Here is a 13,418-nt window from a genome sequence, read left to right on the forward strand (position 1 = left end):
TGATTTGAAGGATGACAATCACATTACAAAGTTGTCATCTTTAAAATGAGTCTGAACAAAATGTGTATTCTAATTATCGAAGATGAAGCGAAGATCGCCTCATATCTGGTTAAAGGGTTAAATGAATCTGGCTATGAGGCGCAATGCGTCCATTCAGGACTAGAAGGTTTGGAAAAGTTAAAGATGCATGCATATAGCCTAGTCATATTAGATGTAATGTTGCCCGATATTGATGGCTGGGCAGTCCTGAAAGTCTTGCGACAATTTTCCCAAATTCCGGTCATTTTTCTTACAGCAAAAGATCAGGTGATTGATCGGGTCAAAGGTTTGGAACTGGGCGCCGATGATTATCTGGCCAAGCCTTTTTCTTATATTGAATTACTGGCCCGAATTAAAAGTCTACTTAGGCGCCAGCAGTATGCACAGGAAAACCAATTAGAAATTGCCAATCTGAAATTGGATTTGATCCATCATAAAGTCTGGCGTAACGAGCAGTCGATAGAACTCAGTAGAAAAGAATTCAACCTTTTGCGCTTTCTGCTGCGCCATCCGAATGAAATTATTACGCGCAGGCAAATAGCTTCTGAAGTCTGGCAGATCAATTTTGATACCGATACCAATTTTATTGATGTAGCGGTAAGGCGTTTACGTAGTAAAATTGATGAGGGACATGATATAAAGTTAATTCATACTGTTCGCGGTTTGGGCTATAAAATTTCGGCAGAGAAATAATGTTGAAACCGATTCGTTCGCTAGAACTCCGATTAACACTCTTGGTTACAGGGTGTGCTGCAATGGTCTTGTGCGGTGTAGCATTTATGACCTATCTGGGTATCAACCAGATTTTAATTGCTCAGCAAGATAGGGCTTTGATTGAGCGAATTGAGCGACTGGAAATATTACTACAAGACAGTAGCAATATTGAACAGATTATCGCTCGCCCGAAGCTGTATCAAAACATGTTGGGAAATCAGGATAATTTGTTTTTATTGATTCAGGGTGATCAGGCGCTGATCAGCATTAATCCTCTTGGCATTCCTCTACCTGAATTTACCCATCAGCCCCAAATTCAATTCCAAGATTTATCGGCGCATGCTTATCCCACCCGCATTGCCTGGAAAACTATTCAAATTAATCGCCAGCCGTATCTGTTAATTGCAGGCAAACAGTGGTCTGAACGTTTAGGCATCATTGCACCTTTTCAAAAGAGCCTTGTCATTTATGTTTTCACAGGTATCTTGGCGATTTTCATCCTTTGTGCTATTGCTAGCCATCTGGGATTAAAAGTATTAAGAACCCTGCGAGAACAAACCCATGCGATAAATATTCAGCAACTTGAACAGCGACTCAATCTGCCCTATCCCCCTCAAGAGATTGCACAACTAGCCTCCGATATCAATGCCATGCTCGACCGTATTGAGCTGGGATATAGCCAGCTGAATCGTTTTTCAGAAGACATTGCGCATGAATTTAGAACACCATTGAATAATTTAATAGGACAAACCGAAATTTTACTCATGAGTGAACGCAGTCCCGTACAATATCAGGAAGTGCTGATTTCCAACCTAGAGGACTATCAACGCTTAAAAAGAATGATTGACAGCATGTTATTTCTGGCACGTGCAGATGCGCAGAAGGTTTGCTTAAACAGACAAAAAATCCAACTTCAATCCTTTATAGAAAATATCTTCAGCATTTTTGAGTATCAAGCCGAAGAACAACACTGCAATTTTGTTTTAAAGCTTGAGGCAACTGAGCTATTGGCAGATCCAGAACAGTTACAACAAGCTCTGTATAATCTGCTCTCCAATGCCCTGATTCATGGCGGCAAGCGCCGGACTATTTATGTGCATAGCTATCGAAAGATCATCAACAAACTGCCTATGATTGCGCTATCGGTCGTGACCAGTGGTTTAGAAATTGCCCCGGAACATTTGCCGCATATCTTTGAGCGATTTTATCAATGCAGTTCCAGTAGACAAAGTTATCATCAAACAGGTGGTTTGGGACTATCCATTGTGGCATCTATTATGACGCTTCATCAAGGGATGTATCAGGCGATTAATAGCGCAGAAGGTATATGCTTTGAACTGCTTTTCCCAGATACGTGATTCACATTCACACTGAGCTTATATCATTTTTTGGAATCACTCTGAATTCTCCCATCCACCAAATTAATGGTTCGATCACAGGTCGCCGATAATCTAGGATCATGAGTCACCAATAAGACTGCACAGTCATGTTCGCGATGTACTTTACGAAATAATTCAAACATTTCCGCAGCAGTTTGAGTATCCAGATTACCTGTCGGTTCATCGGCCAACAATAGTGCAGGCTGAGTAATCAGTGCACGTGCAATCGCTACGCGTTGCTGCTGCCCTCCAGAAAGCTCATTGGGTTTACGGTCAGCGAACTTATCTAACCCTACAGCGGCCAATAATTCATGGGCATATTGCAACGCAGATTGATCTGGCTTACCTTGCTTCAGCATTAATGGCATGAGTACATTATGTAAGGCAGTAAAAGCCTGTATAAGATGATGGAACTGAAACACAAAACCTATACTATTGCCTCGTAATGCTGTCCGAGCCGTATCATCCATACGGCTTGTAGCCTGCCCCAACAAGTACAACTCACCACGACTAGGCTGATCTAATAAGCCGAGAATATTCAGTAAAGTACTTTTGCCTGAACCAGAAGGACCAATTAATGCAGCAAAGTCATTCCGTTGAATACACAGGTCAATTCCATGTAATACCTCCACTTCATTAGGCTGCCCAACATTGTAAGACTTTCGCAATGCTTCTAAACGCAGTACTTCCTGAGATGGATCAAACATGACGAATTGCCTCCACAGGATCAAGTGCAGCAGCCCGACGGGATGGTATTGCAGCAGCCAAAATACCTGTCACTGTCGCCAAGAATAATGCCGACAAGATAAGCTTGATTGAAATCGAAATATAAAACAAGCCGGGACCAAACTGATTAAATCCCCAGATCAAACCATAACTGACTACACTACCAAGCATCGAACCAAGCAGACCAAAAATTGCTCCCTGAAACAAGAAAACTCTTAAAATTTGTGCTTGTGTCGCCCCCGTCGCACGTAAAATACCGATTTCCCGAGTCCGTTGCACCACACTCACCGACATCACACTGGCAATGCCAAAAGCGACTGAAATCCCTACAAAAACAATAATCATGTTTGTAGAAAGACTTTGAGCGGTAATCGCATTCATTAATTGAGCATTGGTTTCAATCCAGCTTTCTGCTTTTAATCCTGTCAGGCGTCCAACTTGTGAGGCAATTTGATCCGCCTGAAAAATATCTTGGATCGTCAGATCAATCACGGTGACCCCACCCGGCAAATTAAGTAAAGATTGCGCCTGTTTCAAATCCAGATAGACATAGCGCGCATCCAATTCACGCACACCCAATTCAAATATTCCAGAGATGTTCACAACTGCATTTTTCTGTTGCCCGGTATCTAATCTTAATTTGCTCCCAACTTGCACACCCAAATCTTTGGCTAATTGACGCCCAATTAATACATTATCCGCACTGACCTGTAATTCACCACTCACCATATATTGCTTCAACGGAATAATCTGTTGATAACGTTCAAGGTTGATACCAACCAATGCAATAGATTGAATCGCATCTCCGCGCTGTACAAATGCAGGACCTGAGACCACAGGAGAAACCGCAGTCAACACCGGTAAATGATCTAAAGTCCCAGTAATCTGCTGCCAATTATTAATAGAACGTAAGCGTGGTGCACACTTATCTTCTTGTAACAACTGAAGTATTCCTGCTGCTGGTGGCACAATACGATTCACCTCATCTGGTGAGAGCAAACGAATATGCGCCTGTGTCCCTAAAGTTCTTTCTACAATATTCGATTGTAAACCCTGAATTAAGGCGCTAATGAACACAATGACGGCTACCCCCACCGCGACGCCAATGGTAATCATCATCGACTGTGTGCGACCCTCTCGCAAAAAACTGATTGCGATGGTCCACTCGGTCCAAAGTCGCCTAAAAAAGTTTTTCAATCGAATTTCACCGGTAATTCATTTTTGCTATTTTTCTGATCCGTTTGACTCTGGAAAACAGGTTTAGTTTTCTCTATTCGGACACGAGTTCCATCTTTAAGCACTGATTCTGCATCGGTAAGGACGTGATCACCTTCTTTCAATCCAGCTACAACTTCCGACATGACCAAACCACGTAAACCCAGTGTGATGGGATGACGTTGAATTTTTCTATCTCTTACTAAAATAACCATAGCCTTGTTTCCACTTATACTGCTTAAAGCATCATTTGGAATGACCAGGGTTCGCTCGCGCTTGTTGGTTTCAACATTTACCGATACCGTCATGTCTTGACGCAAAAAATCAGGGACTGGATCAACTGTTAATCGAACGTCTATTGTGCCACGTTGAGCATCAATACTTGGGGCAATAAAATTAATATGGGCAGGAAAAGGTTGATCTGGATAGGCATCCGTAATCACTGATGCTTTTTGTTGTAAAGCCAGCAGTGGTAAATTTCGCTCATCAAATGGCACTCGTATTTCAGTCGCGCCATCCAGTGCAATAGTGAAGAGAGTCTGACTCGGTTGTACCAAATCCCCTGGCTCAACATTACGGGTTAAAATAATACCTGAAACTTCTGCGCGAATTTTGGTCTTGGCGAGTTGCGCTTGTAATGCAGCGAGTCGTTCACGTAATTTTGTCTCTTCAACTTTATTTGGGGCAAGTGAAGCAACTTTTAATCGAGCTGATTCCAAATTATTACGGGCGAGTCTTTCTGCCTCTATCGATTTCTCCCTTTCCTCTGCTGATAATATTCCTGATTCGGTATTTCGTCTGCGTAACGCCTCTCTTTGAGCCTGTTCTAATTGTACTTTGGCATTCGCTAAATCAACTTCTGCTTGCGGGCGTCTAGTGGTTGTGAGCTCCTTTAATTCAGCTTCTGCCTGCCGCACTTGCGCTGAAATTTCATCAGATTTCAGTACTAAAAGAATATCCCCTCGAGAGACCCGATCTCCCTCTTGAACCAATCGCTCAAGAACAACCCCTGTAATTTCACTACCAATCTGAGTCCGAGATACTTTCTCTACCCGTCCTGAAGCGACAACTGTTTGAATCAATGGACTAGATACGACTTCATAACTAGGCAGCAATGGTCCTTGCCACCAGCGATATGTAGCAAAACTGACGAGCAAAACCAGTAGTATAATCATGATCCAAGGCTTATAGCGAATAACAAGCAATTCCATTCTCCAAGCCAGATTAAAGAAAAGTTTTTGAATCGAATAATTAATGTCTAGTAAAATATATATGAAAATTTAGTTACAACACACCAAATTAAAAAAGCACACCATTTTTATTAAATTAATTTCTCTTACTGTTATAATTTTTTCATAATATTGATTAAACAAACAAACAAACAAACAAACAAACAAAAATAAACCTATATTTTCATATATTTCAAAATCTTATATGAAATAATAACACGTTTTAGACTTTAACATTCCAGCTATCAATAACGTAATACATAGCCATATTTAGTAAAGTAGCTGTGATGGCGTCAATTGAACTCAACTCCTAAGCTATTGATTTAGTGAACCATAAAGTCAATAGCGTTTTACCTGTACCCACTTTTTACCCAAATTAGATTTAGCGCATTGAATCACAAAATTTATTTTGTTCAAATCCATTAACAGGATTTGAAATGGTGTCCCGATTTTAACACGTATGCATTCAATATTAAAAGATATGTTATAACATTACTTTTTTATATTTGTTTTTTTCATGTATCATTCAAGAGTACAACTTCAGGGTGAAAGTTATGTTTGACAATATAGATGCCTTAAAAACAAAATTAGATCAGCATCGTCCTCTTTCTCCTGCAATTGTAAAAAATCTACAAGAAGATCTTATTGTTCGCTGGACCTATCATTCGAATGCAATTGAAGGCAATACACTTACATTGCTAGAAACAAAAGTCGTGTTAGAAGGCATAACTGTCGGTGGGAAGGCATTAAGAGAACACTTCGAGGCAATTAACCATAGAAACGCTATTTATTACGTTGAAGATATTATTCGAAAAGAAGAACCATTTTCTGAATGGCAAATTCGCAATATCCATCAACTCATTTTAAAAAATATTGATGATGATAATGCTGGCCGCTATCGCCAACAAAATGTCCTAATCTCTGGTGCCACGTCTACCCCGCCTGATTACACATTATTAAATGACAAGATGGCTCAGCTAGTTGATTGGTATAGTAATGACGCACATAAATTTCATCCTATCGAACGTGCAGCCAAAGTACATGCTGATTTTGTAGGTATTCATCCATTCATTGATGGCAATGGCCGTACATCACGTCTATTGATGAATCTTGAATTGCTTAAAGCTGGTTATCCCCCTTGTGTAATAACAGTTGAAAACCGATTGGCCTACTATGAGGCCCTAGATCAATGGATGGCTTATGGAAAAACTGAAGCATTTATCCAGTTGGTTTCTGAAGCTGTACTTGAAGGATTTAAACCTTATCAAGTTGTATTGGGCATTTAATCGGCTTGATCGGTGTATTGATCCCTAGTACTAGATACCATCCACAATTGCATCTAAAATCATTTGTAAAATAAACTCATTAGATGCTGTAACACTGAAGATATGAGCGGTACAAAGAATATCGCTAGTGACTCATAAATCCGTGGTGATTTACTCAATCAATTTCAATCTGATGAGCGAACAGATTCTGTCTATACTGAGTTGTACGACACTATAGGCTGTAAATCAAAAACCTTTAGACTCAGCATTAAAAGCTTTTTTAATAGTTTTTCCTCCAAATCTATCCAATAAGATTTGATCTACAACATTTAGTTCAATAATACTCAACGCAGCATCTACCCAAAGTACCCGAAATGCAACTGTCATCAATTTGTAATAAAAATCGATTATATCTCGTGTGATAATGCAACTTTTATTTGCGAGTTTATAAATGTCAGACAAAATCAGCTTAGACTATTTAAATGAACTCATTCGTAATGCTGAGAAAAAAGATAAAAAAATTGACAAGATCTTATTAGGCTATAAGGCGTATTATTTTTTTATGTCTGACAGCGAATTCCATAAAGAAGTCACTAACTCTGCCCTTTCACCAAGTAAACGTAAATATAAAAACTATAAAATCAAAGTGACTCAGGACGAATATCAAATTGATTTAAAATTTAAGGAAAAATAAGCAGGATTGCTCTAATTCTCAGGTTTAAACTCTTTATTTATTGACAGCCATTATGATTAAAGCATCAAAAAAGACAATCTAGACATTAGATGACCTGTTGTACTTAAGATCGTTACCCGCCAATTCAACATCATCTGATACAATCAAAATAACGTTTCACGTATCCTGTGAACTCCTGTTTTCTGACCAAATAGCACTCCGATAGTGTCCTCTTAAAATTTATTGGACACTATCGTGGTATTAATGAGTTAGAAAAGTGGGGCTCAGCGGATGCTTACGATTAAACAAACGATCGAGCCATCCGTTACCCTGCTCACACCATGACGAATCAGCTTTAAAGATTACGCTGATTGACTCGTTTAGACAGTTCTTCAGCCGATTCTTTTCGCTCCGTATAACGGTTGGTCAAATAGGCACTCTGACCGCGAGTCAGCAAAGTAAACTTGTATAGCTCTTCCATTACATCAACAATACGATCATATAGCGATGAAGGCTTCATCCGTCCTTCCTCATCAAACTCCAAAAAGGCTTTAGGAACAGAAGACTGATTTGGAATCGTGATCATCCGCATCCAGCGCCCAAGAATTCGCATCTGGTTTACACTGTTAAAAGACTGTGATCCACCGCTCACCTGCATCAAAGCCAGTGTTTTACCCTGCGTAGCACGAATTGCTCCTGCAGCAAGTGGAATCCAATCAATCTGTGCTTTGAAGATTGAGCTCATCGAACCATGCCGCTCAGGCGAACACCAAACCATGCCTTCAGACCAAGCCAACAATTCATGCAGCTCTTTAACCTTTGGATGTTCCAGATCACCATCTTCAGGTAAAGGTAAACCTTTGGGATGAAAGATTTTAACCTCACAACCAAAACGCTCAAGAATTCGCCCAGCTTCCATCACAGCTAGGCGGCTATATGAACGCTCTCTGTTTGAGCCATATAGCAATAAGATACGTGGTGGGTGACTTAGTTCTTTAGCCTGCACTTCCGCAAAAGTTGGTGTCGGTAAAAGATCAGATTCAAGATTAGGGAGTGTCATCTTTGCCTCTTAAGAATTTGGATAATATTTTTTCTTCAGCCACAAGGATACGCTAACCAGTGCAATCAGCACGGGCACTTCAACCAATGGGCCAATAATCGTAGTAAAGGCAATTGGTGAAGCCAAACCAAAGGTAGCAATCGCAACGGCCAACGCTAACTCAAAATTGTTACCTGCTGCGGTAAATGAAATTGCGGTGGTTTTGGGATAGTCATTCCCCATCCACTTACTCATGAAAAAGCTGACAAAGAACATCACGACAAAGTAAAGCGTCAATGGAATTGCAATCCGCAACACATCCATTGGCAAACTCACTACATCACCGCCTTTCAAGCTAAACATGGCTACAATGGTGAATAACAAGGCCAATAAGCTGAGTGGACCAATTTTGGGTAGAAACTGATTCTGATACCAGTCCAGACCTTTGGCTTTCACTAAAGATAGACGCGTCAGGAAGCCCATCAGGAATGGAATCCCCAAGTAGATAAGGACAGCATTGGCAATGGTCCAGAAATCAACATTGATGACATTCCCTTCTAACCCAAAAAATGGCGGCAGATAGGTCAGGAAGAACCAGGCATAACTGCTAAAGAACAGAATCTGAAAAATGCTGTTAAATGCGACCAATGCAGCACCGTATTGATTGTCCCCGCATGCCAGTCCATTCCAGATCAGTACCATGGCAATACAACGCGCCAAGCCAATCAGAATCAGACCTGTCATGTATTCTGGGTAATCACTCAAGAAGACTATCGCCAATACAAACATCAGCACTGGCGCAATCAGCCAGTTCTGAATCAGAGAGAGCGCTAATGTTTTTTTATCCTGAAATACTTTGGGCAAAGCTGCATAATCTACTTTGGCTAATGGTGGATACATCATCAAAATCAAACCAATCGCAATTGGCAAGTTGACTGAATTTACACTCATTGCATCCAATGCGACGGATGCTTGTGGAAATACCACCCCAATCGCAACTCCCAATGCCATAGCCACAAAAATCCATAGCGTCAGGTTACGATCCAAAAAGGATAATCCTGGTTTAGACATGATCTGCTCGCTTAAAGATGGGAAATTTGATTGATTTCAGCAATAAGCTGAGGACGGCTCATGTGTTGGGTATCTAATGCAAAAAGTGCATCTAAGCGTTTGTTGATATGTTCTACAGTACTTAAAAATGCCTGTAATTTTTCTTGTTCAGGCAAATCTAAATGTGATGGATCAGATAGACCCCAATGTGCTTTGATTGCTCCTCCTAAATACAACGGACAAGCTTCTTGTGCTGCCGCATCACACACGGTGATGACGACATCGGGCTGATACTGTTCACAGGCATCAATCGTTTTACTCGACAAACCTTCGGTAGACAAACCCAGGTTCTGTAAAGTCTGAATAGTTAACGGATGAACTTGGCCAGAAGGTTTACTTCCAGCGCTATAAGCTACCCAACCTTCAGGCGCTCGACTATTAAACAGAACTTCAGAAAGAATACTGCGACAACTGTTACCCGTGCACAGAAACAAAAATTTCATAAAAACTTACTCGCAATGGCTCTGAATCGATAGAGCTGAGGGATCAAATAACACGGGAATATTGCTACGTTTAAGTGTATTCAGAATTTCAAAGCACCATTCAGGTAGTTGTGGGTTAAGACTGTAATACACCCACTGCTTTTGCCGACGGTCATTCAGCAAACCACTTGATCTTAACAGGGCTAAATGCCGTGAAATTTTTGGTTGGCTTAACTGGAGTTTATCTGTCAAATCACAAACACATTGCTCTTCGTTTTCTGCGATAAGCATGACAATACTGAGACGTGTTTCATCAGATAAACATTTAAAAAACTGAACGTGGTCCATAACTGCTCCCATTCTATTATGCAAATATACACATATCCATATATTCAGTAAAGAGTACTCATTATAAAAGTATACCCATATCCGTATATGCTTGCCAGAAAGGGAAAAATTTACAACTTCTTAACATCTCAAGACACAAATAAAAAAGACCCGTGGCTTATGCCACAGGTCTTTTTTACAGTTTTCCACATACACTTATTTATTTTTTTCAATCAACTCCACAATGGCTTGTGGTTCCAAAACTTTGCCACTTGAAACGATTTGATTATCTATGATCAGACCTGGCGTACTTAACAACCCTGTTTCAGCAATTTGCATCATATCAGTTACATATTCAATTTCTGCCTGAACACCCGTACTTTTTACTGCTTCTTCAGTTGCAGCCAATAAGGCTTTGCATTTACGACAACCTGTTCCTAAAACTTTAATTTGCATCTTTATTCTCCACACTTTTTATAAAAACCAATAACCCAAAGTATTCAGGCTATAACCAACAATCAAGATTCCCACAAAAACGATCCCTACAAACAGGCTCAATAAACGGGTTTTCACCACTTGTTTTAACAAGATTAGCGATGGCAGAGAAAGTGCGGTGACCGCCATCATAAACGCTAAAACCGTCCCCAAGCCAACGCCTTTAGTCACAAGTGCTTCTGCAATCGGCAAGGTGCCAAAGATATCCGCATACATTGGCATTCCGACAATCGTGGCAATCAGTACGGAATACCAGTGTTCTTGACCAAGTAAGGCAGTAATCCACTGCTCAGGAATCCAGTTATGAATTGCCGCACCAATCCCGACACCTATCAAGACATAAAGCCAGACCTTACTAAAAATGTCTGTCACCTGTTCCCAAGCAAATGTACGCCGCTCTTTTGCAGTCATGCTGAAATCTTCATCGTCACCTGAGATTGTTTGATGATGAGTCACAAATTCAGCCACATACTTTTCCATTTTCAAGTAGCTGATTAATGACCCGCCGATGACTGCCAGCACTAATCCAAGTAACACATAGACCAATGCAATTTTCCAGTTAAAGATACTCGCCAATAAAATAATTGAAGCCAAGTCAACAAGTGGTGATGAAATCAGAAAGGAAAAAGTGACGCCTACCGGAAGTCCTGCACGGGTAAAACCAATAAACAACGGAATCGAAGAACATGAACAAAATGGCGTAATAGTACCGAGTAATGCCCCCATAATATTGGCTTTGATTCCTGTCATCCGACCTAAAATCAGCCGAGTACGTTCTGGAGGGAAATAGCTTTGAATATAAGATAATGTATAGATCAACACTGAAAGCAGAATAAAGATCTTGAATACATCATAAATAAAGAAATGGACACTACCACCCAACCGGGTTGCAACGGATAAACCAAATACATTTTCAACGAACCAGCGCACACCATCCGAGAGCCAGGTCATTTTAAGTAGAACATCATTTAACCAAGCAAAAATTGCGACAATGTTCTCCATTTAGATCTCCTGCTCTACACTGATACAAAGTCCAACAGCGTTAGGGGTTTCACCTTTTATTTTAAGCGTCTGCCTTGCTCATCAATGATGACTTCACCATCTTCTTTAGCAAAAGCTTTTAATTGCGGCAAAGGTAGAATATCTAGCACTACTTCAGATGGGCGACATAAACGAGTGCCCAAATCTGTCACGACCAAAGGACGGTTAATCAGGATGGGATGTTCAAGCATAGCATCAAGCAATTGCTCATTTGTCCAGTTCGCATCGTCTAAATTAAGTTCAGTATAAGCATCTACATTTTTGCGTAACACATCACGAACACTTAAACCAGAGTCCTGAATCATTTTAATCAGCTGATCTTTTGATGGTGGCGTAATCAGATATTCAATTACTTCTGGTTCGATCCCCGTGTTGCGAATAAGCGCCAAAGTGTTACGAGACGTGCCACAGGCAGGATTATGGTAAATTTGAACTTTTGGCATTTGATCCATGAGTATAATCTCTTAAACAGACAGCCTTTTATATATGAATATTCGAATATACGCAATATGGAATATATGATTAACTACAAGTACCAATAAATAAGAAAAGCTCCTGAATCAATCAAAAAACCTCCCATTTAGGTATTTCTGAAACGGTGTCAATTAAATTAAGAAGCTAAAGCTTCTTTTCGGATTCTCAACTCACATTAGGAACATCCCTCATCTAACAAACTGCTCCTAGTCAAATAAAGGATATTCCTCCCCTCACCCTCTGCTATAGCAAGAGTTTTTCCCACAATTGGAACCTGATCTGCTATATGTTGAATAAAATGATTGGGCGAAATGCCATACAGATCCTGTGTTTGCGAATAAAGATTATCCCTGTGCTGATTCAAATCGTTTCCCAATGATTGAAAAAATTAAGCTGTGAATTCTTTAAATGCTTCCAATGCATTAGCGGCATACATCAATGAAGGACCGCCCCCCATATAAACTGCAACACCAAGCACTTCCTCTAATTCTTGCAATGTCATTCCCATTTTGACTAGGGTTCTGACATGAAAACCGATACATCCATCACATCGTGCTGCAACACCAATCGCTAAGGCAATCAGTTCTTTTGTTTTAGGATCAATAACACCATCTCGCATTGCAACTTGTGACAATTGATTAAAACTTTTCATTAAATCAGGAGAATCCTGCGCTAATGTCTTTAAACTGCCTGAAATATTTTGAGTTAATTCTTTGTACTTCATGATTTTCTCACTTGAATGTCCATAAACTTAAGTTAGACTTAAAATAGAAATCTAGTTATTTCTCTACTGGATAACCCTGCTCTAGCCATGCTTGAAATCCACCCTGAACAGATTTCACCTGAGTAAATCCCATATTCTGTAAAGTATCTGTAGCCAGAGCTGATCGGCCACCCGTCCCACAAATCAAATAAATCGGCTGATCTTTAAGATGTTCTAGTGCTTGCAAGGTATCGCAATGATGGCTCGCCACAGGATGCTGGTGAATTCTCATTTCTAAAACACCACGAGGATAATTCACGGCTCGGTCTATCGCTGCCGCCTGAAATTCATCTGGTTCCCGAACATCAATCAGAATGGTTTTATGGTTTTTCATGGCTTCAAGTAAGTCTGCGACCGTCACTTCTTGAATTCGGTTTTTTGCCATTGAAATTAATTGTTCTGCTGTTTTCATTACTCTTTACCTCTTCCGATCTTTAGAAATCTGGTCTCTGATTAAATATTCATGTCTTTAAAATGCAGTTTTTAAATTTGGCTCTAATCTCTTGC

Annotated in this window: 16 protein-coding genes; 4 read left to right on the forward strand and 12 right to left on the reverse strand. The window is 40.2% G+C overall.

Annotated elements, in window-relative coordinates; translation table 11 throughout:
• Positions 1-60 precede the first annotated feature (60 nt).
• Positions 61-732 carry a heavy metal response regulator transcription factor gene (locus FB6_RS15295; RefSeq protein WP_005177241.1) on the forward strand — a complete coding sequence of 224 codons (672 nt, stop codon included), beginning with the start codon at positions 61-63 and terminating at the stop codon, positions 730-732.
• Complete coding sequence (locus FB6_RS15300) at positions 729-2,111, forward strand: heavy metal sensor histidine kinase (protein ID WP_120403232.1); 1,383 nt, start codon at positions 729-731, stop codon at positions 2,109-2,111. Before FB6_RS15295 ends, FB6_RS15300 begins: the two co-directional genes overlap by 4 nt.
• A gap of 23 nt (positions 2,112-2,134) precedes the next feature.
• Here the strand turns inward: FB6_RS15300 and FB6_RS15305 are convergent, their stop codons facing one another.
• Genes FB6_RS15305 through FB6_RS15315 form a run of 3 tightly spaced genes read right to left on the reverse strand, consistent with a single transcriptional unit; the run spans position 2,135 to position 5,278 of the window.
• Positions 2,135-2,839: an ABC transporter ATP-binding protein gene (locus tag FB6_RS15305; RefSeq protein WP_174560773.1), complete on the reverse strand. Its 705-nt coding sequence runs from the start codon at positions 2,837-2,839 to the stop codon at positions 2,135-2,137.
• Positions 2,832-4,055, reverse strand: a complete 1,224-nt coding sequence (locus FB6_RS15310) for an ABC transporter permease (RefSeq protein ID WP_174560774.1) — start codon at positions 4,053-4,055, stop codon at positions 2,832-2,834. The genes FB6_RS15305 and FB6_RS15310 overlap by 8 nt, the downstream gene beginning before the upstream one ends.
• Positions 4,052-5,278: an efflux RND transporter periplasmic adaptor subunit gene (locus tag FB6_RS15315; RefSeq protein WP_174560851.1), complete on the reverse strand. Its 1,227-nt coding sequence runs from the start codon at positions 5,276-5,278 to the stop codon at positions 4,052-4,054. Before FB6_RS15315 ends, FB6_RS15310 begins: the two co-directional genes overlap by 4 nt.
• A gap of 578 nt (positions 5,279-5,856) precedes the next feature.
• On the opposite strand from FB6_RS15315, the gene FB6_RS15320 reads away from it, so the two are divergent.
• Both FB6_RS15320 and FB6_RS15325 read left to right on the forward strand, forming a co-directional pair.
• Entirely contained in the window at positions 5,857-6,588 is a 732-nt protein-coding gene (locus FB6_RS15320) for a Fic family protein (protein WP_174560775.1), read from the forward strand.
• 430 nt (positions 6,589-7,018) lie between these two features.
• Positions 7,019-7,261 (forward strand): hypothetical protein, encoded by a 243-nt coding sequence (locus tag FB6_RS15325; RefSeq protein WP_125625057.1) that lies wholly within the window; start codon positions 7,019-7,021, stop codon positions 7,259-7,261.
• A gap of 334 nt (positions 7,262-7,595) precedes the next feature.
• Here FB6_RS15325 and arsH read toward each other — a convergent pair whose 3' ends face one another.
• The 9 genes from arsH to FB6_RS15370 all read right to left on the reverse strand — a co-directional run bounded on the left by arsH (position 7,596) and on the right by FB6_RS15370 (position 13,323).
• On the reverse strand, positions 7,596-8,300 hold the full coding sequence (gene arsH / locus FB6_RS15330) for an arsenical resistance protein ArsH (protein ID WP_174560776.1): 705 nt from the start codon (positions 8,298-8,300) through the stop codon (positions 7,596-7,598).
• A gap of 9 nt (positions 8,301-8,309) precedes the next feature.
• Positions 8,310-9,350 carry an ACR3 family arsenite efflux transporter gene (gene arsB / locus FB6_RS15335; protein WP_130116367.1) on the reverse strand — a complete coding sequence of 347 codons (1,041 nt, stop codon included), beginning with the start codon at positions 9,348-9,350 and terminating at the stop codon, positions 8,310-8,312.
• Between the two features lie 11 nt (positions 9,351-9,361).
• The gene (locus FB6_RS15340) at positions 9,362-9,832 is read right to left on the reverse strand and encodes an arsenate reductase ArsC (protein ID WP_106986395.1); all 471 of its coding nucleotides are present in this window, start codon (positions 9,830-9,832) and stop codon (positions 9,362-9,364) included.
• Between the two features lie 6 nt (positions 9,833-9,838).
• Positions 9,839-10,159, reverse strand: coding sequence for a metalloregulator ArsR/SmtB family transcription factor (locus tag FB6_RS15345; RefSeq protein WP_130116368.1), 321 nt, complete (start codon positions 10,157-10,159; stop codon positions 9,839-9,841).
• A 195-nt stretch (positions 10,160-10,354) separates the two neighbouring features.
• On the reverse strand, positions 10,355-10,594 hold the full coding sequence (locus tag FB6_RS15350; RefSeq protein ID WP_004988479.1) for a thioredoxin family protein: 240 nt from the start codon (positions 10,592-10,594) through the stop codon (positions 10,355-10,357).
• Between the two features lie 18 nt (positions 10,595-10,612).
• The gene (locus FB6_RS15355; RefSeq protein WP_106986396.1) at positions 10,613-11,635 is read right to left on the reverse strand and encodes a permease; all 1,023 of its coding nucleotides are present in this window, start codon (positions 11,633-11,635) and stop codon (positions 10,613-10,615) included.
• A 56-nt stretch (positions 11,636-11,691) separates the two neighbouring features.
• Positions 11,692-12,126 (reverse strand): arsenate reductase (glutaredoxin), encoded by a 435-nt coding sequence (gene arsC / locus FB6_RS15360; RefSeq protein WP_004988483.1) that lies wholly within the window; start codon positions 12,124-12,126, stop codon positions 11,692-11,694.
• 410 nt (positions 12,127-12,536) lie between these two features.
• A complete protein-coding gene (locus tag FB6_RS15365; protein WP_004988488.1) occupies positions 12,537-12,872 on the reverse strand; it encodes a carboxymuconolactone decarboxylase family protein in 336 nt (111 codons plus the stop codon).
• A 55-nt stretch (positions 12,873-12,927) separates the two neighbouring features.
• On the reverse strand, positions 12,928-13,323 hold the full coding sequence (locus FB6_RS15370) for a rhodanese-like domain-containing protein (RefSeq protein WP_004859470.1): 396 nt from the start codon (positions 13,321-13,323) through the stop codon (positions 12,928-12,930).
• Between the last annotated feature and the right edge of the window lie 95 nt (positions 13,324-13,418).

The organism is Acinetobacter bouvetii (assembly GCF_902753875.1).
Classification (GTDB): domain Bacteria; phylum Pseudomonadota; class Gammaproteobacteria; order Pseudomonadales; family Moraxellaceae; genus Acinetobacter; species Acinetobacter bouvetii_A.

Bases quoted from the DNA above. Each gene is read 5' to 3' on its own strand.
- FB6_RS15340 (WP_106986395.1), bottom strand. From the start codon at position 9,832: ATGAAATTTTTGTTTCTGTGCACGGGTAACAGTTGTCGCAGTATTCTT.
- arsH (WP_174560776.1), bottom strand. From the start codon at position 8,300: ATGACACTCCCTAATCTTGAATCTGATCTTTTACCGACACCAACTTTT.
- FB6_RS15350 (WP_004988479.1), bottom strand. From the start codon at position 10,594: ATGCAAATTAAAGTTTTAGGAACAGGTTGTCGTAAATGCAAAGCCTTA.
- arsC (WP_004988483.1), bottom strand. From the start codon at position 12,126: ATGGATCAAATGCCAAAAGTTCAAATTTACCATAATCCTGCCTGTGGC.
- arsB (WP_130116367.1), bottom strand. From the start codon at position 9,350: ATGTCTAAACCAGGATTATCCTTTTTGGATCGTAACCTGACGCTATGG.
- FB6_RS15355 (WP_106986396.1), bottom strand. From the start codon at position 11,635: ATGGAGAACATTGTCGCAATTTTTGCTTGGTTAAATGATGTTCTACTT.
- FB6_RS15320 (WP_174560775.1), top strand. From the start codon at position 5,857: ATGTTTGACAATATAGATGCCTTAAAAACAAAATTAGATCAGCATCGT.
- FB6_RS15370 (WP_004859470.1), bottom strand. From the start codon at position 13,323: ATGAAAACAGCAGAACAATTAATTTCAATGGCAAAAAACCGAATTCAA.
- FB6_RS15325 (WP_125625057.1), top strand. From the start codon at position 7,019: ATGTCAGACAAAATCAGCTTAGACTATTTAAATGAACTCATTCGTAAT.
- FB6_RS15365 (WP_004988488.1), bottom strand. From the start codon at position 12,872: ATGAAGTACAAAGAATTAACTCAAAATATTTCAGGCAGTTTAAAGACA.
- FB6_RS15295 (WP_005177241.1), top strand. From the start codon at position 61: ATGTGTATTCTAATTATCGAAGATGAAGCGAAGATCGCCTCATATCTG.
- FB6_RS15305 (WP_174560773.1), bottom strand. From the start codon at position 2,839: ATGTTTGATCCATCTCAGGAAGTACTGCGTTTAGAAGCATTGCGAAAG.
- FB6_RS15345 (WP_130116368.1), bottom strand. From the start codon at position 10,159: ATGGACCACGTTCAGTTTTTTAAATGTTTATCTGATGAAACACGTCTC.